Source organism: Streptomyces sp. AHU1 (genome assembly GCF_045343905.1).
GTDB classification, from domain to species: domain Bacteria; phylum Actinomycetota; class Actinomycetes; order Streptomycetales; family Streptomycetaceae; genus Streptomyces; species Streptomyces triticiradicis.
The window spans coordinates 8,403,437-8,429,607 of sequence record NZ_CP174283.1 but is presented as its reverse complement, the minus strand read 5'-3'; the positions used below and the strand labels follow the sequence as shown (position 1 = coordinate 8,429,607).

Sequence of the window (26,171 nt, the reverse complement as noted above, 5' to 3'; positions counted from 1 at the left end):
GTCTCGGAGCCACCCCGTCGTCCGTCGTGTCGTTCCGACCCGTCCGTGTGCTCGTTCCCGCGATCGGCGTCGTGACGCGTCTCAGCGGCCCAGCGCGTTCTTCAGCTGCTGCTTGCTCATGGACGAGCGTCCGTGGATGTCGCGCTTCTTGGCCTCCTCGTACAACTGGTCCCTGGTGGGGCCCTGCGCCCCGGAGTGCGAACGCTCGCCGCCCCGCTGCGACGCCGACTTGGGGTCCCGGGTGGACGTCTTGCTCGCCGTCTCGGACTCGCCCGCCCTGGCCCGCTCCTTGTTCACCGTGCGCGCCGCGATCTCCTTGGCGCGGCTCGCGGACTCCCCGCGGTCCTGCGCGCTCTCCTTGATGTGTTCGTACTGCCGCTCGCGCTTCTTGTTCGATCCTGCGGGCATGGTGCGCCTCCTGTCGGGACGTGGCCTGTACGTGGACATCGAGTACCCCCGATGGCCCGCGGGCTCACGGTCGGCCGGAAATTGCGCCCCTACGGCCGGTGGCCGTCGGGCACGATGAAACCGAGTGTCGCGTCCTTCACCACCTCGGCCGTGCTCGCCCGCGGTCGCGCCGGTGCGAGGCCCGCGCACGGTGACGCCGGGCGGTCCCGTCCGGTGCGCGCGTCCTCGCGCACCGGACGTCTTTCGCCGGACAGGCCGAGTCCCCGGTGGCATGTCGGCCGAACAGGACCCTTCCGCGGCAGGGAGATCCGAACCCCCGGGAACGGCGGAAGTCCCCGCGCCGTGACGGCCGGGGACTTCCCGTGGCAGTGGCTGCCGGCGGACGGGAGCACCGCGCATCACCCGGCGGACCCGGTCACGTGACGCGACCGCCCGACGGTGTTCCGCGCGCCCGCCCGCTCAGCCCTTGCGGTGGCGCAGCGCCAGCCATACGACGACGACCGCGCCCGCGGCGGCCAGGACCAGTGCCCGGTTCTCGCGCGCCATCCGCGCTCCCTGGGCCGCCTGCTGCCGCAGCGGTTCCGGAGCCTTCTCCTGCCACACGCCACCCGCCCGCGCGGCCTTGTCGCGCACCTGGCCCGCGGCCTGGGCCGCCTTGTCCTTGACCGGGTCGGGCACCTTGTCCTGGACCGAGTGCGCGGCCCTGGCCGCCCGGGTCCTCAGCTCCCCCGCCTTGGCCACGGCCTGCCCGGTGACCTCGGCGGTCTTCTCCCTGGCCTGTCCGGCGACCTCCACGGCCCTCTCCTTGACCTCGGCGCCCTTCTCCTGGGCGCGTGCCTTGACGTCCGCCTTGTCGGCCAGTGCCTGGACCGTCTCCCCCAGCTCGGCGCGGGTCCGCTCGACCTGTTCGCGCATCTCGCCGGGGGTCGTGGCCGTGCGCTTGTCGTCGGACGGTTCACTCATCGGTGGGCACTCCTCTTGATCTCGGCCACATCGGCCTTAACGTTCTCGATCGCCTGTTCGGGCTTCGGCGGTGCCGCCCGGTCGGCCTGCTTCTTCCCCGTCAGCGCCATGGCCGCGGCGACGAGGCCCAGGACCGCCGTCACGATCAGTGCCGCGGCCCATACCGGCAGCGGTACGACCAGCGCGGCGATCGCGGTGGCCACGAGGGCCTGGAGCGTCAGGAAACCGACCACTCCCGCGCCGCCGAACAGACCGCCGCTCTTCCCGTACCGCTTGCCCTTCTCCTTCATCTCCGCCTGTGCCAGCCGGAGTTCGCCCCGAACCAGCTCGGTGAGCTGCTGCGAGGCCCGCTGGACCAGATCACCCACCTGATCCGATCCGGCTCCACGTGTCCGCTCGGCCGATCCGTCGGCCCGCGTCCGTACGTCCGACACGGTGATCACCTCCTGTCCGTAGCCTGATGCGGCCGGAGCACGCGGACGCGCTCCGGCGATCGCCGATGACCGGGTACCCCGTTCCCGCCGGTCCAGGGCCGTTCCTTTCATTCCCGGTCGGCGAAGACGCTGGAGTCGAGGTTCTCGAGGAGGTCCGCGACGTCCTGGTGGACCGCGTCGGCGCCCGCCGCCTCCAGGTCGGCCCGCGGGATGCCGCCGGACAGCACCGCCACGGAGGTCACCCCGTCCCGTGCCGCGGCCTCCATGTCCCAGACGGTGTCGCCGACGAACACCGCTCGTCCGCTCGGCACACCGGCGAGGTCCCTGGCCCGTTCGACGGGGTCGGGCGCGGGTTTGCCCGAACTCACGTCGTCCGCGCTGGCCGCCCCGAGGATGACGTCGTCCGCGTCGATGGCGCGGCGGAGCGCCGAGAGTTCCGCGCCGCTCGCCGAGGTCGCCAGGACGATCTCCCAGCCGCGCCCGGCCAGCGCGCGCAGCAGCTCGCCCGCGCCGTCCAGCACGGTCAGCCGGTCGAACCAGGTGGCGTAGAGGGTGCGGTGGGCCGCCTCGAGCTCCCCGTCGTCCTCGGGGTCACGGTCCTTGCCGAGCAGGTGCTCGATCAGGTCGTCACTGCCGAGGCCCACGGCCCGGTGCACGTCGTGCATGGGGACACGGTGTCCGGCCTGCCGGAAGGCTTCCCACCAGGTGACGACGTGCAGGTGGTTGGTGTCGACCAGGGTTCCGTCGACGTCGAAGATCGCGGCGCGCTTCTCGGTCATCGCGGGTGTCCTCGCCCTCTCACAGCTCACGCAGGGCGGGAAGCAGCTTCTTCTCGGCCCAGTCCGTGAAGGGTTCCTGGTGGTCGCCGCCGATCTGGACGAGCGCGACCTCGGTGAACCCCGCGTCGACGAACGGCCGTACGGCCTCGACCACGCTCTCCACGTCGTCGCCGCAGGGTATGGAGCCGGCCACGTCCTCGGGGCGTACGAACCGCGTGGCGCTCTCGAAGGAGGCGGGGCCGGGCAGTTCGGAGTTGACCGGCCAGCCGCCGCCGAACCAGCGGAACTGGTCGTGGGCCCGGGCGACCGCCGCGTCCCGGTCGGTGTCGTAGCAGACGGGAAGCTGGCCGACCTTGGGCTTGCCCGTCCCGCCGTGCCGGTCGAACGCGGAGATCAGTTCCGGTTCGGGCTCCGTGGCGATCAGAAGGTCGGCGAGGTGGCCGGCGATCTCGCACGAGTGCTCGCCCGAGACGGCGACGCCGATCGGCGGTGGGGTGTCCGGCAGGTCGAAGAGCCGGGCGTTCTCCACGTCGAAGTGGGTGCCGTGGTGATTGACGTCGCCTCCCTCGAAGAGGGAACGGATGATCCCGACGGCTTCCTCCAGCATGTCGAGACGGACGTGGGCGGCGGGCCAACCCCCGCCCACCACGTGCTCGTTGAGCCTCTCACCGGAGCCGAGTCCGAGGCGGAAGCGTCCCTGGGACAGGATCTGCAGGGTGGCGGCCTTCTGGGCGACGACCGCCGGGTGGTAGCGGGTCGTCGGGCACGTCACGTACGTCATGAGCGGGATGCGTTCGGTGGCCTGCGCGGCCGCGCCGAGCACGCTCCACGCGTACGGGGCGTGCCCCTGGGAGTCCAGCCAGGGGAAGTAGTGGTCGGACGTGACGGAGAAGTCGAATCCGGCCTGTTCCGCGCGGACCACCTGCTCGACGAGTTCGCGCGGGCCGGCCTGCTCGGTCATCATCGTGTACCCGATCTGCACCATGTCGCTCTTCTCCTCCGTGTGAACGGGTGGTGGGACGGACGGGGCACGAGGAGCGCCCGGCCGCGCCCCGCCCCTCTTCTCCCGGCTACCGCTTGGCCCCGAGCCGCAGGTCGATCTCCTTCTCCTGGTCTCCCGACGCCGTGCCCCGCTCCCGCACGGCGAACGCTCCGTCCAGTGCCTCGCGCAGGAGGTCCACGGCGAGGCAGCCGCCCTGCAGCGTCGCGCTGACCGGGCCTTCCAGCGGGGCCGGGCCGGTCGGGATGCGGTCGTCGGCGGGCGCGAACTCCGCGGTCCACACCGCGGGACGGGATCCCGGGGGGTCCTCGGGGGCCTCCGGGGGGCGGTCGGTGGGGAACGCCGTCCGCAGTACGTCGAAGACGGCGGCGGCGTCCTCCTTGGACGTGCCGGTGAGGGACACGGTGACCACGGGTCACTCTCCATTCCGCTGGGGTACGACGGTGTATTTCGGATCCTGCGCGGAGGCGGTTCCCGCCGCGAAGATCCCGAAGCGGGTGCAGACCGATCCCCCGAGCAGGGCGAGCCCGCCCAGGGCGGCGGCCGGCCTGCTGCGTCCGCCGGCCAGCGCCGCGGTCGCGGCGCCCGCCAGGGTCAGGGCGCGGGCGGCGCGCAGGAGCGTGCCCGCCCGTCCTTCGCGCCAGGTCTCGGCCACCATGCCGAGGCGTCGCTCGGCCGCCTCGGCCGCCGCGCTCTCCCCGGCCGCCGCGAGCACCGCCGCGAGGCGGGCGGGAGCGTTCTCGCGCGGTGGCGCCACGACCAGCGCCATTCCCGAGGCGGCGGCCGTGGCGGACGCCGTGAACAGATAGGGCAGTTCCCGGTGGGCGCCGTGCCAGGCCGGTACGGCGGTGTCGGCGGCCAGGACCGCGGTGTACGAGGCGACGGCGGGCCCGAGCAGCGCGGCGCCCGCGGTCGCGACGGCACCCGTCCGGGGCAGCCGGCCGGTGACGGCGCTGAGGGCGGCGGCGCCGGCCGCGGGGCCGTAGGCGCTGAGCAGCCAGGACCCCACGCTCATGGGGGAGGTCGGTTTGAAGACCCGCAGCATGTTGGCGAACCGGCCGGGCCGGCCGAGGTCGTGGACCAGCGCGGCGGCGGACAGGGACACGGCGGCGAGGGAGGAGACCTTCATCGCGGTGGCGGTGCGGGTGCGGTCGCTGAGCTGCGCCCCGGCGGCGAACACCGAACCGGCTCCGGCGAGGCCGCCGAGGAAGAAGTATCCGGCGATGTCACGGGCCGCCCAGGACGGGGCGTGGATGATCGGGCGCCCGTAGTAGGAGGTGAACTCAGCCCTCGGGACCATCAGTTCTTCGCCGCGGCGCTTGCGGGTCCTGGTCATCGCGTCCCTCCGGTCCGGCCCGCCAGGGCGAAGGCGAGCGCGATGCCTCCGGCGAGGGAGAGCGCGGCGGCCCCCGCGTGTTTCCACATGGCCGGGAGATCGCGGGTGGTCACCACCGGGTCGGGCGGCAGTCCGTAGACCTCCGGTTTGTCGAGGAGCAGGAAGAAGGCGCCGTCGCCACCGACCCCGTCCTCGGGATCGTGTCCGTACAAGTGGGCTTCCCCGACTCCCTGTTCGTGCAGTTGTTCCACCCGCAGGGCGGCCCGTTCGCGCAGTTCGTCGAGGGGGCCGAACTGGATGGACTCGGTGGGGCAGGCCTTGGCGCAGGCCGGTTCCTGTCCCGCGCCGAGGCGGTCGTAGCACAGGGTGCACTTGAACGCCCTTCCGTCGTCCGGGCGTTGCTCGATCACTCCGTACGGGCAGGCGGGCACGCAGTAGCCGCAGCCGTTGCAGATGTCCTCCTGGACGACGACCGTGCCGAACTCCGTGCGGAACAGCGAGCCGGTGGGACACACGTCGAGGCAGGCCGCGTGCGTGCAGTGCTTGCAGACGTCCGACGACATGAGCCACCGCATGTCGCCCGGCGCGGGGGAGCCTTCGGGGACCGCCGCCGGGGAGGGTTCCGGAGCCTTCGCCGTGCTCCCGGCGAGCGGCAGTTCGGTGCGTCCCTCCGGCGCGGGCACCCGCTGTTCGACGAAGGCGACATGGCGCCAGGTGGAGGCGCCCAGGCCCTGGGTGTTGTCGTAGCTCATGCCGCTCAGCGCGAGCCCGTCCTCCGGGATCGCGTTCCACTCCTTGCACGCCACCTCGCAGGCCTTGCAGCCGATGCAGACCGAGGTGTCGGTGAAGAAGCCGACGCGCTCGGGAGGCCGGGAGTGGCCCGCGTCCCGGGCCGGTTCGGGCTCGGGACCGCTCAGCAGGTTCCGGTCCGTCATTTCCGGGTCTCCGTCCCCGTCGTCTCGGTGATTCCCGCGCGCCGGCGGTACTCCGCCACCAGCTTCGGCAGGTCCGGCCCGCGGGGGCGGCGCCCGGGCCGGATGTCGGCCGTGAGCGCCTTGTCCTCCTGGATGTGGGCGTTGGGGTCGAGCGCGATGGCCATCAGTTCGTTGGCCGCGTCGCCGGTGGACACCCCGTTGGGCCCCCAGTGGAAGGGCAGGCCGATCTGGTGGACGGTCCGTCCGTGCACGGTCAGCGGTGCGATCCGCTCGGTGACCATGACGCGCGCCTCCACGGCGTTGCGCGCGGTGATGATCGTCGCCCAGCCGCCGTGTTCCAGGCCGCGCTCGGCGGCGAGCTGCGGGGAGAGCTCGCAGAAGAACTCGGGCTGGAGCTCCGAGAGGTAGGACGACCAGCGGCTCATGCCGCCCGCGGTGAAGTGCTCGGTGAGGCGGTGGGTGGTGACGATGTACGGGTAGACCTCCGCGCCCGGCTCGTCGCCGCTGGGGTGGTAGCGGTTGCCCTCGCGCGGCAGCAGCTGCCGGACCGGGGAGCGCGGGGTCGACGGGTGGAGGAGGTTGGGGAAGGGCGAGTCCTGCGGCTCGTAGTGGGTGGGCAGCGGCCCGTCCTCCAGGCCGGCCGGCGCGTACAGCCAGCCCTTGCCGTCGGCCTGCATGATGAACGGGTCGTCACCGCGCAGGGCGTCGGGGCCGGTCGCGTCGTCCGGGGGGACGTGGCCGGGCGGACGGTCCGGGATGAAGTCGGGGACGTCGCGCCCGGTCCACTTCCCCGCTTCCCCGTCCCACCACACGTAGGCCTTGCGTTCGCTCCAGGGGGTGCCGTCGGGCGCGGCGGAGGCGCGGTTGTAGAGGATGCGCCGGTTGGCGGGCCAGGCCCAGGCCCACTCGGCGGCCACATGGTCCTGTTCGGCCTGGGGGGTGCGGCGGGCCGCGTGGTTGATCCCGTCGGCGTAGACACCGCAGTAGATCCAGCAGCCGCAGCGGGTGGAACCGTCGTCCTTCAGCTCCGTGTAGGCGGAGAGCGGCGCGCCGTCCGGGCCGTGTCCGTTGATCTCGGCCAGGACCGCGTCGGCGACCGGTTCGCGCTGCGGGCCGTCGACGGGATAGTCCCAGGTGAGGTCCTGGACGGGCCGGTCCATGGGGTCGGACGAGCCGGCCAGCCGCTCCCTGATCCGTCGGCCCAGGTGGTAGGTGAACCACAGATCGCTGCGCGCGTCCCCCTCCGGTTCCACGGCCGCGTGGTGCCACTGGAGCCAGCGGTTGGTGTTGGTGAACGAGCCGGACTTCTCGGTGTGGGCGGCGGCGGGGAAGAAGAAGACCTCGGTTCCGTTGTCCTCGGTGCGCAGCTCCCCCGTCTCCGTCTCGGGGCCGTCCTTCCACCAGGTCGCGGACTCGATCAGCGAGAAGTCGCGCACGACCAGCCACTTCAGGTTGGCCATGCCGAGGCGCTGGAGCCGGGTGTTGGCGGAGCCGACGGCGGGGTTCTCGCCCATCAGGAAGTAGCCCTCGCAGACGCCGTCGAGCTGGGCCATGACCGTGTCGTAGGTGGCGTGGGAGCCGGTGAGGCGCGGCAGGTGGTCGAAGCAGAAGTCGTTGTCGGCGGTGGCGGCGTCGCCGTAGTACGCCTTGAGCAGGCTGACGAGGTAGGCCCGCATGTTCCCCCAGAAGCCCTTCTCGGTGCGGGTCGCCTCGACGAACGTGTCCAGGTCCTCGTGGGCGTGGGCGTGCGGCATCGGGAGGTAGCCGGGAAGCAGGTTGTAGAGGGTCGGGATGTCGCTGGAGCCCTGGATGGAGGCGTGGCCGCGCAGCGCCTGGATCCCGCCGCCGGGCCGGCCGATGTTGCCGAGGAGGAGCTGGAGGATGCAGGCGGCCCGGATGTACTGGGAGCCGGTGGAGTGCTGGGTCCAGCCGACCGCGTACACGAAGGCGCTGGTGCGGTCCCTGCCGGAGTTGGCGGTCAGTGCCTCGCAGACGCGCAGGAACGTGGCGCGCGGGATGCCGCAGGTCTCCTCGACGAGTTCGGGGGTGTAGCGGGCGTAGTGGCGTTTGAGGATCTGGTAGACGCAGCGCGGGTGGGTCAGCGTCTCGTCGCGGGGCGGGCGGGCGCTGGTCCGGGCTCCCCCCGAGCCGTGGGACTCGGAGTGCCCCGAGCCCTGGGTCTTCTGCTCGTACTGTTCGTCGACGTCGCCGGCGGGCGCCTGGACCTGGACGCCCTCGTACTGCCAGCTCCGCGGGTCGTAGTGGTGCTCCTCCTCGTCGAGTCCCGAGAAGACGCCGTCCAGGTCCTCGGTGTCCCGGAAGTCCTCGTCGACGATCGAGGCGGCGTTGGTGTAGGCGAGGACGTACTCCCGGAAGTCCTTCTCCTCGGTGAGCACGTGGTTGATCACGGCGCCGAGGAACGCGATGTCGCTGCCGGCCCGGATCGGTACGTGAAGATCGGCGAGGGCGCTGGTGCGGGTGAAGCGCGGGTCGACGTGGATGACACGGGCACCGCGCCGCTTGGCCTCCATCACCCACTGGAAGCCGACCGGATGCGCCTCGGCGTAGTTGGACCCCTGGATGACGATGCAGTCCGCGAACTGCAGGTCCTGCATGAAGGTGGTGGCGCCGCCGCGGCCGAAGGAGGTGCCGAGGCCCGCGACGGTGGAGCTGTGGCACACCCTCGCCTGGTTCTCCACCTGGACGACGCCGAGCCCCGTGAACAGCTTCTTGATGAGGTAGTTCTCCTCGTTGTCGAGGGTCGCGCCGCCGAGGCTCGCGATGCCGAGCGTGCGGGCGGTGCGCACCCCGTCGCTCTCCCACTCCCAGGTGCGGCGCCGGGTCTCGACCACCCGGTCGGCGACCATGTCCATGGCCGTCTCCAGGTCCAGCCGTTCCCAGTCGGTGGCGTACGGGCGCCGGTACAGGACCTCGTGCAGGCGCGCGGGGCCGGTGGTGAGCTGGAGGGTGGCCGAGCCCTTGGGGCAGAGGCGGCCCCGGCTGACGGGTGAGTCCGGGTCGCCCTCGATCTGGACGACCTCGTCGTCCTTGACGTAGACCTGCTGGCCGCAGCCGACCGCGCAGTACGGACAGACCGACTGCACCACCCGGTCGGCGCTGTCGGTGCGCGGCCTCAGCCCTTCCGTACGGGACGACATGGCGGCGCGGCCGCGCCCCAGCGGGTCGGGGCCGGTCAGCTGGCGGTAGACGGGCCACTCGCTGACCCACGTTCGCACACCCATCGTGATTCCTCTCCGGCGGCCGGGCTCTGTCAACGGTCGCGGGCGTCGCTCCCCGGGCTCCCGCGGTGCGGGGGGTCAGTCGGCCGGTTCGTCGGGCACCGGATGCTCGGCGGGTGAACCGGCGGGGTCCGGGGTGCCCTCGCGACCGGTGCCCGCCTCGTCCGCGCCGTGGCCCTCCGCGTCGGGCTCCTGTCCGTCCTCGGCTTCGCCCTCCGCTCCGTGGCGCCCCGTCCCGGGCCCGCGGCTCTCGGGCGGCCGTCCGGGCACGCCGACGACGTCCGAGGGGTCCTCGTCGGGTGCGGCCTGCTGATCGGGAAGGTCCCTCGGTACGGGCTTCGGCATCGGCCCCTCACCGGTCCCGGGGCCTTGTGGGCGGGGCTCGCTCACGGCGTCCTCATTTCCTAGCGCGCGGGTGTGGCGTGACGCGCAAGTACCCCTCTCGTTCGTGATGATGCAGATGATCGCCCGACCGCCCCCTCCGGCCCGCCCCCGTCCGGCCCGCCCCCGTCCGGCCCGGCGCCGGCGATACCGCGCGGGGGACCACCCCGCCACCGGTTCCCCGCGGGACACGTCCTTCCCGCGCGGTGCATGTCCGCGGCCCCGCCGGGCACTGGACGGTCCGGGCTCACGCACGACGGCCACGAGAACCACGACGACCACGCGGAGGTCACCTTGCGCACGACCGGATCCCCTTCGGCGGACAGCACAGCGACCCCGGCATGAGGGCGGGACGGCTGGGCGCGACGATCGCCGAGGTCCTGGTGTGGCAGGCGGCGCTGTCGGCGCTGTGGCTCGTTCTCATCAGCACGGTCGACCCCCTCGAACTGTTCGTCGGGCTGGGCTGCGCGCTGATGGGCGCGGCCGCGGCGGTGGCGGCGCGCCGGGCGGTGAGCGGCCGGTGAACACGTGGCTCGTGTGCGCGTCGCTGCTCCTGGTGGCGGGTTTCCTGCCGGTCGTGTGGGGCACGGTGCGGGGACCGCTCGGGCACAGGGTCATGGCCCAGAACTGCGGCACCTCCGTCGTGTGCCTGGTGATGCTGCTGCTCGCCCAGGGCTACGGGCGCCCCTCCTACACCGATCTCGCCCTGGTCACCGCCGTACTGGGTCCGGTCGGCACGCTCGTGTTCGCGCGGCTGCTCGCCGACGAACTGGACGAGGCACCGCGATGGGCGCGGGCCGTGACCGCGCTGACGGTCGCCGCCACCGCGCCGGTGGTGATCGCGTCCTGCGTGGCCACCGGCCCGGGGCGGGCCGCGGCCAAGGTCGTGTTCATCGGAGTGCTGCTCGCCGCCGGGAACGTCATCGCCTCACGGACGCTGTCCGGGGCCCACCGCGACGCGACGGAGACCCGGTATGGCTGACGCCCTCCTGCTGATCTCGCTGTGCGCCGTCGCCGCCACCGCGACGGCCGCGGTGCTGGTCCGTGACCCGGTCCGCCAGGCCCTGGTGCTCTCGGTGCTCGGCCTGGCACTCGCGGTGCTGTTCACCGTCCTGCAGGCACCGGACGTCGCCCTGTCCCAGCTGGCGGTCGGATCGGCGCTCACCCCCTTGCTGATCCTCCTGTCCGTGCGGAAGGCGCGCCGCCGCGGGCGGCGCGAGGAGGACGGCCGGTGAGCCGCCGCCTGCGGATGTGGGTCCTGGCCGTGGGCGCCCTCGGCTTCGCCGCCCTGTTCGGCGCCGCCTGCCTGCGGCTGCCCGCCTTCGGCGGTGACAGCCACCCCTACGGTGAGCGTGCCGTGCGAGCCGCGCTCGCCCACCGCACCGCCAACGTCATCGCGGCGGTCAACTTCGACCAGCGGGCGTTCGACACCCTGGGCGAGGAGAGCATCCTGTTCGCCTCGGTGCTCGGAACGGTCGTCCTGCTGCGGCAGACGCGCGAGGAGCGCGAGGTGCCGCCCGCACCGGCCCGGGTCCCGCTCCCCGTCCGCCGCTACGCGGTCGTCCTGCTGCCCGTCGCCCTGGTCGTCGGCCTCTACGTCGTCGCCCATGGTCAGCTCAGCCCCGGAGGCGGGTTCCAGGGCGGGGTCGTCGTGGCGACCGCGCTCCACCTGCTCTACATCGGGGCCGACTACCGCGCCCTGGAGCGCGTCCGCCCGGTCGGCGTGTACGAGGTCGGGGACGCGGCCGGTGAGGGGGCGTACCTGGTCCTGGGGCTCGCCGGACTCGTCGCGGGGTCCTCGTTCCTGGCCAACACCGTCATCGGGTACGGCACGTTCAACACGCTCGCGTCGGGCGGCGTCGTGCCCCTGCTGAACGCGGCCGTCGGCATGGAGGTGGCCTGTGCCGTGGTGGTGCTGCTCGCCCGCTTCCTCGACCAGGCCGTGGAGATCGAGGAGGAGAGCGGACGATGAGCGAGCGGGGGACCACGTCATGATGTCCGTACTGCCCTACCTGTTCGCGGGCTGGATCTTCCTGGCCGGGTGCTACGGCCTCGCCACCAGCCGGCATCTGGTGCACGCGGTGGGGTGCCTGTCGGTCTGCCAGTCCTCCACCTACGTCCTGCTGCTGGCCGTGGGCTACCGCGACGGCGGTACCGCGCCCGTCTTCTCCGACCTGAAGCCGGGATCGAGACCGCTCGTCGACCCCGTGGTGCAGGCCCTGGCCCTGACGGACGTGGTGGTCGGCGCGACGGTCACGGCCCTGCTGCTCGCCCTCGTGATACAGGTCGCCAAACGACACGGCACGGTGGACCCCGACGAACTGTCCGAGCTGCGCGGATGAGCCGGTTGCTGCCGCTGGTCGTCGCGCTGCCGCTGCTGGGCGCCGCCGTGCTCGTGGCCGCGGGGCGCCGGCTGCCGCGCGTCGCCGCCGAGACGACCGGCTGCGCCGTGGCGGCGGCCACCGCGGGCCTGGCCGTGGCGCTCCTCGTGGGGTCCGGGCCGGAGGCGGTCGAGTGGGTGGGCGGCCGGCGTCCGCACGACGGCGAGGGGGTCGGCATCGTCCTGGTCGGCGACGCGGCCGGGGCGGGACTCGCGTCGCTGGTCTCCGTCCTGGTCGTCGCCGTGCTCGTCTACTCCTGGCGCTACTTCGACGAGCCGCCGCACCGGCACGCCGGCTCCTTCCCCGCGCTCGTCCTGCTCTTCCAGGCGGGCATGTGCGGCTTCGCCCTCACGGGGGACCTCTTCGACGCCTTCGTCTTCTTCGAGCTGATGGGCGTCGTGGCGTACGCCCTGACCGGCTACCGCGTGGAGGAGGCGAAGGCCGTGCAGGGCGCGCTGACGTTCGGGGTCGTCAACTCGCTGGGCGCGTACGCGACGCTGACGGGGATCGTGCTGCTGTACGCCCGCACCGGGGAGCTCGGCATGCGGCGGATCGGAGTACGGCTCGACGCCCTCGGCGGGCCCGACGCGCTGACCCTGTGCGCCTTCGTCCTGGTGCTCACCGGGCTCCTGGTCAAGGCGGCGGCCGTCCCGTTCCACTTCTGGCTGCCGGACGCGCACGCCGTGGCGCCGACGCCGGTCTGCATGCTGCTGTCCGGCGTCATGGTGGAGCTGGGCTCCTACGGTGTGTGGCGGGTGTACCACACGGTCTTCGCCGGCCCCGGGGGCGTCCCGGCGCCGGACGCCGAGCGCACCCTCGTCACCGTCGGCGTCCTGACGGCGCTGGCTGGCTCGGTGATGTGCTGGCAGCAACGGCACATCAAGCGGCTCCTCGCCTTCTCGACCGTGGCGCACACGGGGCTGTTCCTCGTCGGGATCGGCCTGCTGAGCGACGAGGCGACCAGTGGTGTCGCCGTCTACGTCGCGGGCCACGCGGGTGCGAAGGCCGCCCTCTTCGCCTGCACGGGCATCCTCCTCGACCGGTACGGCAGCGTCGACGAGCACGAACTGTACGGGCGCGCGAAGGAGCTCAAGGGGGTCGGCGTGCTGTTCGTGGCCGGTGCGCTGGCCCTGTCCGGGATGCCTCCCTTCGCGACGGGTCTCGGCAAGGCGCTCACGGAGGAGGCCGGCGGCCCGCTCCTCACCGTGGTGTTCGTCGCCGTGTCGGCGGTCACCGCGGGGGCGGTCCTGCGGGTGGCCGCGCGGGTGTTCCTCGGCGCCGGTGAGCGGCCCGCTGCCGCGGCGGCGTACGAGACGAAGGGGGACCGGGAGGAGCCGGAGAGCCGGGGGCGGCTCCGCCGGGTGCCCGCGACGATGGCCGCGGTGCCCGCCGTCCTGCTCGCCGGGGCCCTCGTGGCCGGTCCGGTCCCGGAGTCCGCCGCCCGTGTCGGCCGGGCGTTCGGCACCGCGGAACCACCGCACTGGACCGTGCCGGGCATGGTCCTCGGCCTCGTCTCGGCCGCGCTCGCGGTGGGACTGGCCGCGGCGGGTGTCCGCGGCCCGGCCCGCCAGGAGCCGTACGGCTGGACGAAGCCGCTGCGCCTGCTGCACTCGGGGCACATCGGCGACTACGTGGTCTGGCTCCTGGCCGGCATCACCCTGCTCGGCGCGCTGGCCCTGCCGGGCGTTCTCACGGGGTGACACCGGCGTCGAACACGGGGCCCGGGGCACCGGCGGTGCCCGCCCCGGCGCGGCCCGCGACCAGGAGCCCGGCCGCGGTGCACGAACGAGTACCCGCCTCGGGCACGGCACGGAGGCAGCCACTTGCCCCGGCCGCGCGGGCCGCGGACGGATACCGGGCCCCGCCTCGCACCGCGACCAGGAACCCGGCCGCAGCACGCGGACGAGTACCCGCCTCGGGCACGGCACGGAGGAAGCCACCCGCCCCGGCCGCGCGAGCCGCGGACGGATACCGGGCCCCGCCTCGCACCGCGACCAGGAGCCCGGCCGCAGCACGCGGACGAGTACCCGCCTCGGGCACAGCGCGGAGGAAGCCACCCGCCCGGCCACGCGAGCCGCCGCCCGGCCCCGCCCCGCGGAGCACAAGCAGACACCCGGCCCCGGACGCGAAGCCGCGGACGGCTGCCTCCGGTGCGGGCCGCAGCCGATACCGGCCCCGCCTCGAACCGCGACCAGGAACCCGGCCTCGGGTACGGCACAGAGGCCGCTGCCCGCCCCGGTCGCGCGGGCCGCAGGGCCCGGTGCGGACCGTGGCCGGGTGCCTGGCCCAGCCGCAGGGCACCTGCGGGCGCCCGTCCGGCCGCGGGCAGGTGCCCGGCCCGAGCCCGCAGTCGTGGACGGGTGCCCGACCCGGTGCGGGCCGCGGGCAGCGTGCGGGCGCCGTCCGAGCGTGCTCGCCGCAGGACGCTCGTCCGCTTCCGCGAGCGCGGGGCGATGAGGGAGCGCGGGCCGGAACCCCGGGCCGTGGGTACGGGCGCCCCGCCGGGCTACTGCAGGGCCCGGACCGCGGCGCTGAAGAGCGGGGGGAGCCGGGACGCCGCCGGGACGACCAGGCGGGCGGTGCCGGGGCGGCGGCTCGCGGCCAGGAGGGCCCCGGTCAGCAGCCGGTGACGCCGGGTCAGCAGGGCCCACGCCCGCTCGTACTCCCCCGCCCGCCCCGCCGCCAGGCAGCGGACGGCGGCACCGGCCGTCGCGAGGCCGAGGGCGATCCCCTCCCCGGTGAGGGCGTCGACATAGCCCGCCGCGTCGCCGACGAGCAGGACGCGTCCGGCGACCCTGCGGCGCACCCGCTGGAGCAGCGGCCCGGCGCCCCGCACGTCCGTGGCCTCGGCTCCGGCCCCGCGCAGCGAGGCGGTGAGGTCCGGGAAGTCGCCCAGGTGCTCGTCGTATCCGCGGCGCACACGGCTGAGGACCGCGACACCGACCAGGTCGTCGGCGACCGGTGTCACATAGGCCTCGCCACGGCCGGACCAGTGGACCTCGACGAAGTCCGTCCAGGGCTCGACACGGTAGTGCCGGCGCAGTCCGTAGCGCCGGTGCGCGCCGCCGGGCAGTTCCAGCCCGAGGCCCCGGCGGACGGTGGAGTGCAGTCCGTCGGCGGCGATCAGCCAGCGCGCCGTGAGACCCGCGGCGGTGACCGTGTCCGCGCCCTGGCACACCTCCCCCACCTTGCCCGGCACGATCCGTACGCCGAGACCGAGCGCGCGCTCGTGCAGCGCCCGGTGCAGTTCGGTACGGCGGATCCCCAGGCCGCTCGGCCCCCGGAAGAACGCTTCGGCACGGGTGGTGCCGTCCACGTACCGGATCCCGCGCAGTTCCTTCCCCGCGGCCTCGACGCCCAGCGTCCGCAGCCCGGCGACCCCGCTGGGCATGACACCTTCTCCGCAGGCCTTGTCCACGGGCGCGGTCCGCGGCTCGACGACCACCGCCTCCAGACCGGCCAGCGCGCCGTGGATCGCGGCGGCCAGGCCGGCCGGGCCGCCGCCGGCCACCAGGACGTCGATCACGCCGGAACGGACCCGAGCGAGGGGGCCGCACCGGCCAGTGCCCGGTTCTCGCACCGGACGCGCACGGTGAGCACGACGGCGTTGCCCAGTGTGAAGAGGAGTGCCGTGACCCAGGCGGTGTGCACCAGCGGGAGGGCCACTCCCTCCGCGACGACCGCCACGTAGTTCGGATGGCGCAGCACCCGGTACGGGCCGCGGGCCACCAGCGGCAGACCGGGCACGACGATCACCCGGGTGTTCCAGCGGAACCCCAGGGTGGTGATGCACCACCAGCGCAGCGCCTGGGCGCCCGCGAGCACGGCCAGCATGGACCAGCCGAGCGCCGGGACGAAGGGCCGGTCGGCCGGCCACACCTCGGCCGGGCAGCCGATCAGCAGGGCGGTGTGCAGGGCGACCATCGCCGGGTAGTGGCCCCGGCCCGCCTCGATCGCGCCGTGTGCGCGGCTCCGGCGTCCGTTGCGGCGGGCGACGACGAGTTCGCCCACCCGCTCGGCGGCGACGGCGGCCACCAGCAGTCCGTACCAGTCCATGTGTGCGTGTCCCACCGTTCCGTGTCGTGTGCCGGGCGGCCTACCAGCGCAGCAGCACCAGTTCGCAGGCGAGGCCCGGCCCCATCGCCAGCAGCACACCCGGCGTGCCGGGGGGCGGGCGACGGCCGGCCAGGGTGTCGCGCAGTACGTGCAGCACGGACGACGAGGAGAGGTTGCCCACCTCGGCCAGATGGCGCCAGGTCACGTCGAGGGCCCCTTCGGGCAGGTCGAGCGCCTCGCCGACGGCCTCCAGGATCCGGGGGCCGCCGGGGTGGCACACCCACGCGCTCACGTCCTTCGGCTTCAGGCCGTGGTCCTCCAGGAACCCCCGGACGTCGTCGGCGAGGTGACGGCGCACCACGTCGGGGATCTCCGGGTCCAGTACGACCCGGAAGCCCGAGTCCTTGATGTCCCAGCCAAGGACGCGGCTGGTGCCGGGGTACAGCCGGCTGCGCGTGTCCACGATCGTGGGGCCCCCGGCTCCGCCCGTACGACGGGAACCGCAGGCCACCACGGCGGCGGCGCCGTCGCCGAACAGACCGGTGGCGACCAGGTTGGCCAGGGACGCGTCGTCGCGCTGGAAGGTGAGCGAGCACAGCTCCACCGACAGCAGCACCGCCACCTCGTCGGGCCGGCCCAGCAGATAGTCGTGCGCGCGGGCCAGGCCCGCCGCGCCGCCGGCACAGCCCAGGCCGAACATCGGCACGCGCCTGACGTCGGGCCGCAGTCCGAGGCGGCCCGCCAGCCGGGCGTCGACGGAGGGCGCCGCGATGCCCGTGACGGAGGTGAAGACCAGCAGGTCCACGTCGGTGGCGGACAGACCGGCCAGGCGCAGCGCCTCCCGGACGGCCTTGGCCCCCATGTCCGTCGCGGCCTGGACGAAGACGCCGTTCGCGGCGCCGAATCCGTCCAGTGCCTCGTACTGTTCGAGCGGCAGTGTCATGTGGCGGCCGCGGACCTGCGCGGCCCGGTGCAGCCGGTCGAGCGCGCGGCGGTCGGCGCCGTCCCGCAGACACCTGCGGGCCACCATGTCCGTGATTTCGGACTGGTCGTAGCGGTGCGGCGCGAGGGTTCCGTGAACGGCGGCGATCCGCGTCATAGGACTCCCGTCCGAAACCGACCGGGCCGGGCTGCCCGGTTCAGCAGGCTTTCCCCGCACCGGCGCTTCGTCACCAGGGATCGCCCGTCCGGCCGTTCGTCCCGTGGCGCGCTCGAACCGCGTGGACCGGGCCTCCTACCATCGCCGGGTGGGTACTCCCGAGCACACGACGGCCGGTGACGGCGCCGGACGCGGGAGCGGCCTGGTGGCCGGTCTGGGCCGGGCGTGCCATCCCGGGCCCGTCGTGACCGTCACCACGCTGACGGCTGCGCTGGCCGTGATCGCCGGCCGCGGGACCGAGGGGTGTGTCCTGGCCTGGGCCGCCGTCCTGGCGGGGCAGTTGTCCGTGGGCTGGTGCAACGACGCGTTCGACGCGGGCCGGGACACGGCGGAGGGCCGCCGCGGCAAGCCCGTCGCGGCCGGAGCGGTCGGAGCGGGTCAGGTGTGGACCGCCGCGTACGCGGCGCTGGCCCTGTGCGTGCCCCTCTCGCTCTTCAACGGTCTCTGGGCCGGCGCCGTCCATCTGGCCGCGGTCGGTGCGGGATGGGCGTACAACCTGCGTCTCAAGGCCACCCGTTGGTCCTGGGCGCCCTACGCGCTGGCGTTCGCCGCGCTCCCGGCCTTCGTGACACTGGGGCTGCCCGGCCGGCCGTGGCCCGCCTGGTGGGTCCTCGGCGCCGGGGCGTTCCTGGGGATCGGGGCGCATCTGGGCGACGTGCTTCCGGACATCCGTGGTGATCTGGCGGCGGGGGTGCGCGGGTGGCCGCAGCGGCTGGGGCCGGACCGTGCGCGGCTGCTGCTTCCGGTGCCCCTGGTGACCGCGTCCGCGCTGCTGACCCTGGGGCCCGCGGGACCGCCCGGCCGGCGCGAGGTGACGGCGCTGGTCCTGGTCCTGCTGGTGGCGGTGACGGGGACGGTGCTGGGACGCCGCCGGGAGCGGCTGGCGTTCGCGACGGCGGTCGTCGTGGCGGCGGTGGACGTGACGCTGCTGCTGGGCGGCACCGGGATGGGACCCGTCTGACCGTCGTGCCCGGTCGTGGAGGGGAAGGGGAGCCGCGCGCATACAAGGAAGACCCGCACCGTGCGGTGCGGGTCTTCCTCGGCGGGACCGTCCGGTGAACCGGATGATCACGGGGTCTGGCGTCGCCCGGCCCACGGCCGGTCGTCTGCCGTCATCCGGCTCCGAACGGGCTTGCCGTCAGGGGGCGTTCAGCCACCGAAGTGACCGCGGTGGTCCCCAGGACCACGGTGGTCGTCACGACGGTGGTCGTCACGGCGGTGGTCGTCGTGGCGGTGGCCCCAGTGGCCCCAGCGGTCGTCACGGTCGTGGTGCCGGCCCCAGGAGACGCTGTCGACGAAGCGGCCGCGCTCGGTGCGCAGCGTGGCGGCGTCGGAGCGGTTGTCCCACACCTCGTTGCGACGGTCCTGGTAGAGGTCACGGCTGGTGTCGCGGCCGTAGCCGGTGTGGACGCGGACGGTGGAACGCCCGGCCAGGCGGTAGTGGTTGAAGGTGTAGCGGTTGCCCTGCCGGTCCGACAGCGTCCAGCCGTCCAGGTCGATGCCGCGACGGCCCGAGTTGGTGATTTCCACCCACTCCGCGTTCAGGGAACGGGCGGAGCGGTCGTCAAAGCCCGGCGCGTCGGCCTGCACCCGGCTGATCGCGACGTGCGAGCGCTCGAAGCGCGGCTCCGCGGCCGAGGCCGACACGGAGGCCGAACCGACCAGAGCGCCGGCCGCCAGGACGGCGGCCGCCATACGGCGGGCTGTGACAGACGTGGAAACGGACATGAAAGCTCCTCAAGGTTCGAGAGCCGGCACACCCCGTGCGGGCCCCCTCGCGGGGAACCCGCACGGTGCGACCCTGTGCGAGTCCCGGCCCGGTGGCCGAGGACTCATAACTTGCTCCACATCCCCGCCCAGGACGGGCGACACCCGGCCGCTGTTACAGATTACGGACATGTCGGTTACAGATGCTTGTATCAGCCCTTTAACTGCTGAAAGGCCATCAGTGCCGTCTCGTCACCGCCAACTCCCTTGTCTCCGTGGCGTCCTGGCGACATGCGGGCATCCCTCGCGTCACCGGGGACCATCCGGCCATCACCCGAAAGTGAGTAACGCCCCTCCGGTCCGGTGCGACCGTGTGACACGGCCGTATCGGCATCCGCCATCAAAGACCGGTGGAACGGGTGGACGGAACGCGAAGAGGAGGGCCCGGAAAGCGGACGCGTCGTCAACGCGGCCTCGGACCACGGGATCGACGGGACGCGGGTGCCGCCACGAGCGGTAGCGGCCGGACGCCGTCGACGGCCGCGGGAGGAAGGGGCCCGGACGCCTCGGCGCGCCCCTGAACGGGGGTGGTCCGGCCCGGGCGGGGAAGGACGGCGGCACTCGGGCCGCCGGGCATCGGCGCGTACGGCGCCGGAAACACGGTGCGCGCCCCGCTGCGGGCGCATGGCGCACCGACATCGTGCCGGCACGCCGCCCGGCCGCCCCTCCTGGGGAGGGCTACCGGGCCTTCGTCGTCCGCCGTCCCGCACGGCGCCTCGGTCACGGGTGATCGTCGAGGCGCCGCGCCGGCGTGACGCGGGGTCAGACGGCCGTGATGTTCTCCGCCTGCGGGCCCTTCTGGCCCTGGGTGATGTCGAACGTCACGGCCTGGCCCTCCTGGAGCTCACGGAAGCCGGTGGCGTTGATGTTGGAGTAGTGCGCGAAGACGTCAGGGCCGCCGCCGTCCTGCGCGATGAAACCGAAGCCCTTCTCGGCGTTGAACCACTTGACAGTTCCGCTGGCCATGCCAGTGCCTCTCACTCGTCGACGGGTCCGCACCGCGCGAACCCGGAGGTAGTCGTCCTGGTCCTCGGGCACTGCACAGCAAAACGCCCGCACCACGGCGCGGGCAGGTACTGCGAACCACGACATCTGTCGGCGACGTTACACGGCGAGAGCGCCTCTCACCAGAGAGCGAGGGCCGTCAGGTGGAGCGGCACCCGGGACACACACGCCCCAGGAGGTCTCGGCATCCGTGCGCGGACCCGGTCACCGGGCGGCATCGAGTACATGGCCGGACCCCGGACACGGGCCGCACCGCGTGCGACGGGTGGGGCGTCCGTCGTCGGGTGGGACAGACGGGCCCCGGACGCTCGACATATGCTCTGTCGCAGGCCGCTGACTGACCGTACGCTGACAAGCCAGACAGCTTCAGGCGTGATCGACGGGGGGAACCGTCATGTCCTGGGATCATCAAGGTGCTCGTGACGGCTTCGTCGTTCCGCCGATGCCGACCGCGCCGCCGCCCGCTCCCGCCAGCCCCTGGCGGGCCGTCGCGGTGGCGTTGCTGAACCTCAGCGGGCTCGGGCTCGGTTACGCCGTGGTGCGCCGCTGGGGACTGATGGCCGTGTGCTGGGTCGCGACGGCGATCCTGCTCCTGGTGGCCCTGCCCGCGGATCCCGACGGGGTCCCCGGTGCCGCGGTGGTGCTCTACCTGGCCTTCCTTGTGCTCGCCGCCGCGCACGGCGCGTTCGTGGGACTGCGGGCCCGGTCGGCGCTGCTGCCGAGCGCCCTGGTCGCGGCCGCGCTCGGCGTCGTCCTGCTGGCCGTGCCCGCCTCGGGAGTCGTCCTGTACGACGGAGCGCGCGACGAGGCCACGGAGCGGATGCTCCTCGACCGGCTCGACCGGGCCGACGAACTGGTCGAGCGCTCCGGGAAGCAGGGCTTCGCGACGGCCGAGGCCGGCTACCGCCGCGCCCTGGCCTCCTACGCCGCGCTCAGCGAGGACCACCCGGACTCACGCGCGGCCCGGCGGGTGCCCGACCGGCTCGAGACCTACTACGAAACCGTCGGTGCCCCCTACGCGCGCAAGGACTACTGCTCGGCCGTACCGCCCTTGAAGTACCTCCGCACGGTTCCGCGCACGGTGGACGAGGAACAGCTGGGGGACCTCGCCGACTGGCCCGACGACCGGCTGGCCACGTCGCTCTACGAGTGCGCGGCGGCGTCGCTGAGCGGTGGGAACGAGGGCTGGACCACGCAGTTCGACGAGCTCCTGTCGACCTTCCCCAGGTCCGCGCAGGCCAGGAAGGTCGAGCCCGCCGTGAGGAACGCGGTCGACGAGGCGGTCAGGTCCGTGGGCGGTGACGACCCCTGTGCCGCCGTGCAGCGGCTCGACGGTCTCGACACCCAGGTCCGCGGACTGTCCGGGGAGCGGGCCGGGGTGGCCGACGCCCTCGGCAAGGACGCCGACCGGGCCTCGGACAGCGCGCGTTCGGGCGCGTACGCCTGCGGTGTCGACCAGTACAAGGACAAGAAGTTCGGTGACGCCGTCACCACCATGAACGACTTCGCCAAGAACAACCCGCACCACAAGAACCGGGCGCGCGCCCAGAAGATCGCCATCGCCGCGGAGGTCGCGCAGACGGTGCCCGCGGCCGGCAAGCGTCTGCCGACCACGGCCTCGGGCGGCAGCATCGCCGTCACGGTCAAGAACGACAGCCCCGACGAGATCACGGTCCTGTACACGGGGCCGGTGACGGGGAGCTTCAACCTCAAGGCCTGCGGGAGCTGCACCTCGTACTCGCTGGGCAGCACGCTGGGGATCGGCTTCAAGCCGTGCAGCAGCGGCAAGAACTACCCGCAGCGGACCATCCACCTGCCCGTCGGCACCACCTACTTCGTGCACAAGTCCCGGAGCGGCACCGGGAAGTCCCCCGCCTCGGACACCGCCAAGCTCTCCCCGGGCTACCTCTACACGGAGTGTGCGTACACCACCACGGGCCTCGGCTACTGAGGTGACGGCGGGACACCCGGCACCGGGCCGGGTGTCCCCGTCGCCGCAGGCCACACCCGACGGCCCCACCTCACAGGCGCCGTGGCCGCGGTGTGTGGAGCGCGTAACCCCCGGTGATCGAGCGGTGTGACAACCGCGTAATGGGCCCTTCGTAGCGTCGGTGGAGAAAGGTACCGATCACACGGAGGGCCGCTCGTGACCACGACCACCCAGCAGGTGCGGACGGTCTGCTCGTACTGCGGTGTCGGCTGCGGGATGGTCCTCGACATCGGCATGGGGCCCGACGGACGGCGTACGGTCCTGAAGGCGTCCGGCGACAAGGCGCACCCCGCCAACTTCGGGCGCCTGTGCACCAAGGGCGCGACCACGGCCGACATGCTCGCCGCCCCCGGGCGGCTGGACTCGGCCCTCGTGCGGGCCGAACGCGGCGCGCAGGCCGAGCCCGCCCCGCTGGACACCGCGATCGCCGAGACGGCCCGGCGGCTGCGGGCGGTGATCGACGAGCACGGTCCGGACGCCTTCGCGTTCTACGTGTCCGGGCAGATGAGCCTGGAGGCCCAGTACCTGGCGAACAAGCTGGCCAAGGGCTTCGTCGGGACCAACCAGATCGAGTCGAACTCCCGGCTGTGCATGGCCGGCGCGGGCACCGGATACAAGCTGTCGCTCGGCGCGGACGGCCCGCCCGGCTCGTACCAGGACTTCGAGCACGCCGACGTCTTCCTGGTGATCGGCTCCAACATGGCCGACTGCCATCCGATCCTGTTCCTGCGGATGATGGAGCGGGTCAGGTCGGGCGGCGCCAAGGTGATCGTCGTCGACCCCCGGCGCACCGCGACCGCCGACAAGGCCGATCTGTTCCTGCAGGTCCGGCCCGGCACGGACCTGGCCCTCCTCAACGGGCTGCTGCACCTGCTGCACGAGAACGGGCACACCGACCCCGGCTTCATCGCCGCGCACACCGAGGGCTGGGAGGCGATGCCGGAGTTCCTGGCCGACTACCCGCCCGCCGCGGTCGCCGCGATCACGGGCGTGCCGGAGGAGGACATCCGCGAGGCGGCCCGGCTCATCGGCGAGGCCGGGGAGTGGACGAGCTGCTGGACGATGGGCCTCAACCAGTCCACGCACGGCACCTGGAACACCAACGCGCTCGTCAATCTGCACCTGGCGACGGGGGCGATCTGCCGGCCCGGCAGCGGTCCGTTCTCGCTGACGGGCCAGCCGAACGCCATGGGCGGCCGGGAGATGGGGTACATGGGTCCCGGCCTGCCCGGCCAGCGGTCGGTCCTGGCCGCCGAGGACCGCGCCTTCGTCGAGGACCTGTGGGAACTGCCCCCCGGCACCCTGCGCGAGGACGGGTCCGGCCGGGGCACGGTCGAGATGTTCCGCAGGATGGCCGACGGGGACATCAAGGCCTGCTGGATCATCTGCACGAACCCCGTCGCCTCCGTGGCCAACCGCAGGACCGTGATCGAGGGCCTGGAACGGGCCGAGTTCGTCGTCACCCAGGACGTCTTCGCCGAGACGGAGACCAACGCGTACGCGGACATCGTCCTGCCGGGAGCGCTGTGGACCGAGACCGAGGGCGTCCTCGTCAACAGCGAGCGCAACCTGACCCTCGCCCGGCCCGCGGTGGAGCCTCCCGGGGAGGCGACGGCGGACTGGCGGATCATCGCCGCCGTCGCCCGCGCGATGGGCTACGAGCGGGGCTTCTCGTACGAGAGCGCGGAGGACGTCTTCGAGGAGATCAAGCGCGCCCACAACCCGGGGACCGGCTACGACCTGCGGGGCGTCAGCTACGAGCGGCTGCGCTCCACCCCGGTGCAGTGGCCGTCCGCGCGCGAGGACGGCCCCGACCGCAACCCGATCCGGTACGTGGACGAGCACGGCGGAGGTCCGGTCTTCCCCACGGCGAGCGGCCGGGCGGTGTTCCACGCCCGCCCGCACCTGCCTCCCGCCGAGATGCCGGACGACGACTACCCCTACATCCTGAACACCGGCCGGGTGCAGCACCAGTGGCACACCCTCACCAAGACGGGCAGGGTCGCCAAGCTCAACAAGCTCGATCCCGGGCCCTTCGTGGAACTGCACCCGGACGACGCCGCCGGGCTCGGTGTCGCCGACGGCGACTCGGTGGAGGTCGCCTCGCGGCGCGGCCGGGCGGTGCTGCCCGCGGTGGTGACCGACCGGATGCGGCCGGGCTGCTGTTTCGCGCCCTTCCACTGGAACGACCTGTTCGGCGAGTACCTGAGCGTCAACGCGGTCACCAACGACGCCGTCGACCCGCTGTCCTTCCAGCCGGAGTTCAAGGTCTGCGCGGCGTCCCTGACGAAGGTGGCGGCCCCGGTGTCCGTGACGGCGCCGGTCACGGTCACCGCCGGTGCCGGTGCCGGTGCCGGTGCCGGCGTCGGGTCCGGGTCCGACGCGGGTGCCGCCCTCGCGGTGGCCGCCGTTGCCGGAGGACCGGCCGTGACCGCCCCCCTGCCCGCGGGACCCGTGGACGTCTTCGGGCTCCGGCCCGCTCCGCCGCCGGTCCTGGCCGAGCACGAGCGCCAGTACCTGATCGGGTTCCTCGCCGGCATCGAACCGGGCGCTCCGGGCGTGCCGGTGCTGCCGCCGGGCGCCCCGTTCAGCCCCGAGCACGCCCTGTGGGTGAACGGGGTGCTCGCCGGCATGTACTCCCGGGCCACCCCGGGAACACCGCCCCCGGCCCCGGCGTCCGCCGGTCCCGTCCGGGAGGTCGTCGTCCTGTGGGCCTCGCAGACCGGCAACGCGGAGGAGTTCGCCACGGCCGCCGCCGACCGGCTCACCACCACGGGGCACAGGGCCACCCTGGTCGGCATGGACGACGCCCGTCCGGGGGAACTGCCCGCCGGCGCCGACGTCCTGCTGATCACCAGCACCTTCGGCGACGGCGACGCCCCGGACAACGGCTCCGGGTTCTGGGACGCACTGGCCGCGCCCGACACCCCCCGCCTGGACGGCCTGCGCTACGCGGTCCTCGCGTTCGGCGACTCCTCCTACGACGACTTCTGCGGGCACGGCCGCCGCCTCGACCAGCGCCTGGACGAACTGGGCGCCGTACGCCTGGCCCCGCGCACGGACTGCGAACCCGACTACGGGCCCTCGGCCACGGCCTGGCTCGACCAGGTCCTCGCCTCCCTGACCGACGGCGCGGAAACGGTCACGCCGCCGCCGGCGCCCGCTCCTCCGGCACCCCCGTCCGCCGCCCCGCCGGGAAAGCCCGGTCTCGTCACCGCCCGCCTGGCCGGGAACCAGCTGCTCAGTCTGCCCGGGGCCGGCAAGGAGGTCCGGCGCTTCACCTTCGACACCCGCGACAGCGAGACCCCGCTCGTCTACCGGGCCGGCGACGCCCTCGGCGTACGCCCCGTCAACTCCCCGGAACTCGTCACGGAGTGGCTGGCCACCACCGGACTCGCGGCGGACGGCGCCGTGCGCCTGGAAGGAGTTGGGGAGATCCCGTTCCACGACGCCCTGCACCGGCATCTGGACATCACCCGGATCACCCCCGGGCTGCTGCGCTTCGTCGCCGAACGCACCCACGACCGGGTGCTGAAGAAGCTGCTGCGGCCCGACAACAAGGACGAACTGGCCCGGTGGTCCTGGGGCCGTCAGGCGGTCGACCTCGTCGCCGAACACCCGGTCCGGGCCGACGCCCAGGAATGGGCCGAGGTCCTGAGGCCGCTGCAGCCCCGGCTGTACTCCATATCGTCCAGCCCGCTGACCGACCCCGGTCTCGTCTCGCTCACGGTGTCCGTCGTCCGCTACGAGAACCCCGGCGGACGAGCGCGCCAGGGCGTCTGCTCGCCCTTCCTCGCCGACGCGCCCCTCGGCACGCCGGTACCGGTCTTCGTCCAGCCCTCCCCGAGGTTCCGGCCACCGGCCGACCCCGCCACGCCCATGGTGATGGTGGGCCCCGGCACCGGGATCGCGCCCTTCATCGGTTTCCTGCACGAGCGGCGCGCTCTCGGCCACCACGCGCCCAACTGGCTGTTCTTCGGGGAGCAGCACCGGGCCACCGACTTCTACTACGAGGAGGAGCTGACCGGTTTCCTCGCCGACGGCACCCTCGACCGCCTCGACACGGCCTTCTCCCGCGACCAGCGGGTCAAGGTCTACGTCCAGGACCGGATGCGCGAGCACGGCTCCCAGCTGTGGTCCTGGCTCCGGGACGGAGCGCACCTCTACGTGTGCGGCGACGCGTCCCGCATGGCCAAGGACGTCGACCAGGCCCTGCGGGACATCGCCGTGACCCACGGCGGCCACGGCGCGGACGGCGCCGCCGCCTACGTCAAGCAGCTCGCGGCCGAGAAGCGGTACGTCCGCGACGTGTACTGACCGGGGCGGCCCCGCTCCCGG

General features: G+C 73.5%; 24 protein-coding genes. 9 read left to right on the top strand and 15 right to left on the bottom strand.

Translation table 11 applies throughout. The features are described 5' to 3' along the window. Nucleotides 1-81: 81 nt before the first annotated feature. From ACICHK_RS37225 to ACICHK_RS37180, 10 genes are all read right to left on the bottom strand, one after another. Nucleotides 82-408, bottom strand: coding sequence for a plasmid stabilization protein (locus tag ACICHK_RS37225; protein ID WP_406840391.1), 327 nt, complete (start codon nt 406-408; stop codon nt 82-84). Nucleotides 409-867: 459 nt separating this feature from the next. After that, complete coding sequence (locus ACICHK_RS37220) at nt 868-1,371, bottom strand: DUF3618 domain-containing protein (RefSeq protein WP_406840390.1); 504 nt, start codon at nt 1,369-1,371, stop codon at nt 868-870. After that, complete coding sequence (locus ACICHK_RS37215) at nt 1,368-1,739, bottom strand: phage holin family protein (protein WP_406841428.1); 372 nt, start codon at nt 1,737-1,739, stop codon at nt 1,368-1,370. Before ACICHK_RS37215 ends, ACICHK_RS37220 begins: the two co-directional genes overlap by 4 nt. A gap of 173 nt (nt 1,740-1,912) precedes the next feature. Next, the gene (locus tag ACICHK_RS37210; protein ID WP_406840389.1) at nt 1,913-2,584 is read right to left on the bottom strand and encodes an HAD family hydrolase; all 672 of its coding nucleotides are present in this window, start codon (nt 2,582-2,584) and stop codon (nt 1,913-1,915) included. 19 nt (nt 2,585-2,603) lie between these two features. Further along, complete coding sequence (locus ACICHK_RS37205; RefSeq protein ID WP_406840388.1) at nt 2,604-3,569, bottom strand: LLM class F420-dependent oxidoreductase; 966 nt, start codon at nt 3,567-3,569, stop codon at nt 2,604-2,606. Between the two features lie 85 nt (nt 3,570-3,654). Then, nucleotides 3,655-3,996 (bottom strand): hypothetical protein, encoded by a 342-nt coding sequence (locus ACICHK_RS37200; protein WP_406840387.1) that lies wholly within the window; start codon nt 3,994-3,996, stop codon nt 3,655-3,657. A 3-nt stretch (nt 3,997-3,999) separates the two neighbouring features. After that, nucleotides 4,000-4,920 (bottom strand): NrfD/PsrC family molybdoenzyme membrane anchor subunit, encoded by a 921-nt coding sequence (gene nrfD, locus ACICHK_RS37195; protein ID WP_406840386.1) that lies wholly within the window; start codon nt 4,918-4,920, stop codon nt 4,000-4,002. Beyond that, on the bottom strand, nt 4,917-5,855 hold the full coding sequence (locus ACICHK_RS37190) for a 4Fe-4S dicluster domain-containing protein (RefSeq protein ID WP_406840385.1): 939 nt from the start codon (nt 5,853-5,855) through the stop codon (nt 4,917-4,919). The genes nrfD and ACICHK_RS37190 overlap by 4 nt, the downstream gene beginning before the upstream one ends. After that, entirely contained in the window at nt 5,852-9,097 is a 3,246-nt protein-coding gene (gene fdh, locus ACICHK_RS37185; RefSeq protein WP_406840384.1) for a formate dehydrogenase, read from the bottom strand. Before fdh ends, ACICHK_RS37190 begins: the two co-directional genes overlap by 4 nt. 75 nt (nt 9,098-9,172) lie before the next feature. Beyond that, nucleotides 9,173-9,484, bottom strand: coding sequence for a hypothetical protein (locus ACICHK_RS37180; RefSeq protein ID WP_406840383.1), 312 nt, complete (start codon nt 9,482-9,484; stop codon nt 9,173-9,175). Nucleotides 9,485-9,816: 332 nt separating this feature from the next. Between ACICHK_RS37180 and ACICHK_RS37175 the strand changes: the two genes are divergently transcribed. The 6 genes from ACICHK_RS37175 to ACICHK_RS37150 are packed head-to-tail and all read left to right on the top strand — an operon-like array spanning nt 9,817 to nt 13,556. Then, the gene (locus ACICHK_RS37175) at nt 9,817-9,999 is read left to right on the top strand and encodes a hypothetical protein (protein ID WP_406840382.1); all 183 of its coding nucleotides are present in this window, start codon (nt 9,817-9,819) and stop codon (nt 9,997-9,999) included. After that, on the top strand, nt 9,996-10,457 hold the full coding sequence (locus tag ACICHK_RS37170) for a monovalent cation/H+ antiporter complex subunit F (protein ID WP_406840381.1): 462 nt from the start codon (nt 9,996-9,998) through the stop codon (nt 10,455-10,457). The genes ACICHK_RS37175 and ACICHK_RS37170 overlap by 4 nt, the downstream gene beginning before the upstream one ends. Then, on the top strand, nt 10,450-10,710 hold the full coding sequence (locus ACICHK_RS37165; protein ID WP_151471672.1) for a DUF4040 domain-containing protein: 261 nt from the start codon (nt 10,450-10,452) through the stop codon (nt 10,708-10,710). The genes ACICHK_RS37170 and ACICHK_RS37165 overlap by 8 nt, the downstream gene beginning before the upstream one ends. After that, a complete protein-coding gene (locus tag ACICHK_RS37160; protein WP_406840380.1) occupies nt 10,707-11,447 on the top strand; it encodes an MnhB domain-containing protein in 741 nt (246 codons plus the stop codon). Before ACICHK_RS37165 ends, ACICHK_RS37160 begins: the two co-directional genes overlap by 4 nt. 19 nt (nt 11,448-11,466) lie before the next feature. After that, on the top strand, nt 11,467-11,817 hold the full coding sequence (locus ACICHK_RS37155) for a sodium:proton antiporter (protein WP_151471670.1): 351 nt from the start codon (nt 11,467-11,469) through the stop codon (nt 11,815-11,817). Beyond that, nucleotides 11,814-13,556, top strand: coding sequence for a complex I subunit 5 family protein (locus tag ACICHK_RS37150; RefSeq protein WP_406840379.1), 1,743 nt, complete (start codon nt 11,814-11,816; stop codon nt 13,554-13,556). The genes ACICHK_RS37155 and ACICHK_RS37150 overlap by 4 nt, the downstream gene beginning before the upstream one ends. An 806-nt stretch (nt 13,557-14,362) precedes the next feature. Here the strand turns inward: ACICHK_RS37150 and ACICHK_RS37145 are convergent. The 3 genes from ACICHK_RS37145 to ACICHK_RS37135 are packed head-to-tail and all read right to left on the bottom strand — an operon-like array spanning nt 14,363 to nt 17,011. Beyond that, on the bottom strand, nt 14,363-15,382 hold the full coding sequence (locus ACICHK_RS37145; RefSeq protein WP_406840378.1) for an NAD(P)/FAD-dependent oxidoreductase: 1,020 nt from the start codon (nt 15,380-15,382) through the stop codon (nt 14,363-14,365). Beyond that, the gene (locus ACICHK_RS37140; RefSeq protein ID WP_406841427.1) at nt 15,379-15,912 is read right to left on the bottom strand and encodes an isoprenylcysteine carboxyl methyltransferase family protein; all 534 of its coding nucleotides are present in this window, start codon (nt 15,910-15,912) and stop codon (nt 15,379-15,381) included. Before ACICHK_RS37140 ends, ACICHK_RS37145 begins: the two co-directional genes overlap by 4 nt. 40 nt (nt 15,913-15,952) lie before the next feature. Next, on the bottom strand, nt 15,953-17,011 hold the full coding sequence (locus tag ACICHK_RS37135; RefSeq protein WP_406840377.1) for a type III polyketide synthase: 1,059 nt from the start codon (nt 17,009-17,011) through the stop codon (nt 15,953-15,955). Nucleotides 17,012-17,159: 148 nt separating this feature from the next. Between ACICHK_RS37135 and ACICHK_RS37130 the strand changes: the two genes are divergently transcribed. After that, nucleotides 17,160-18,032, top strand: a complete 873-nt coding sequence (locus tag ACICHK_RS37130; protein WP_406840376.1) for a UbiA family prenyltransferase — start codon at nt 17,160-17,162, stop codon at nt 18,030-18,032. Nucleotides 18,033-18,220: 188 nt separating this feature from the next. Here ACICHK_RS37130 and ACICHK_RS37125 read toward each other — a convergent pair whose 3' ends face one another. Beyond that, complete coding sequence (locus tag ACICHK_RS37125; protein ID WP_406840375.1) at nt 18,221-18,799, bottom strand: lamin tail domain-containing protein; 579 nt, start codon at nt 18,797-18,799, stop codon at nt 18,221-18,223. An 801-nt stretch (nt 18,800-19,600) separates the two neighbouring features. Beyond that, entirely contained in the window at nt 19,601-19,804 is a 204-nt protein-coding gene (locus ACICHK_RS37120; RefSeq protein WP_103549273.1) for a cold-shock protein, read from the bottom strand. Nucleotides 19,805-20,237: 433 nt separating this feature from the next. Here ACICHK_RS37120 and ACICHK_RS37115 point away from each other — a divergent pair, with 433 nt between their 5' ends. Both ACICHK_RS37115 and ACICHK_RS37110 read left to right on the top strand, forming a co-directional pair. Continuing rightward, nucleotides 20,238-21,794 carry a hypothetical protein gene (locus ACICHK_RS37115; RefSeq protein ID WP_406840374.1) on the top strand — a complete coding sequence of 519 codons (1,557 nt, stop codon included), beginning with the start codon at nt 20,238-20,240 and terminating at the stop codon, nt 21,792-21,794. A 255-nt stretch (nt 21,795-22,049) separates the two neighbouring features. Further along, nucleotides 22,050-26,150, top strand: coding sequence for a molybdopterin-dependent oxidoreductase (locus tag ACICHK_RS37110; protein ID WP_406841426.1), 4,101 nt, complete (start codon nt 22,050-22,052; stop codon nt 26,148-26,150). Nucleotides 26,151-26,171: the final 21 nt, after the last annotated feature.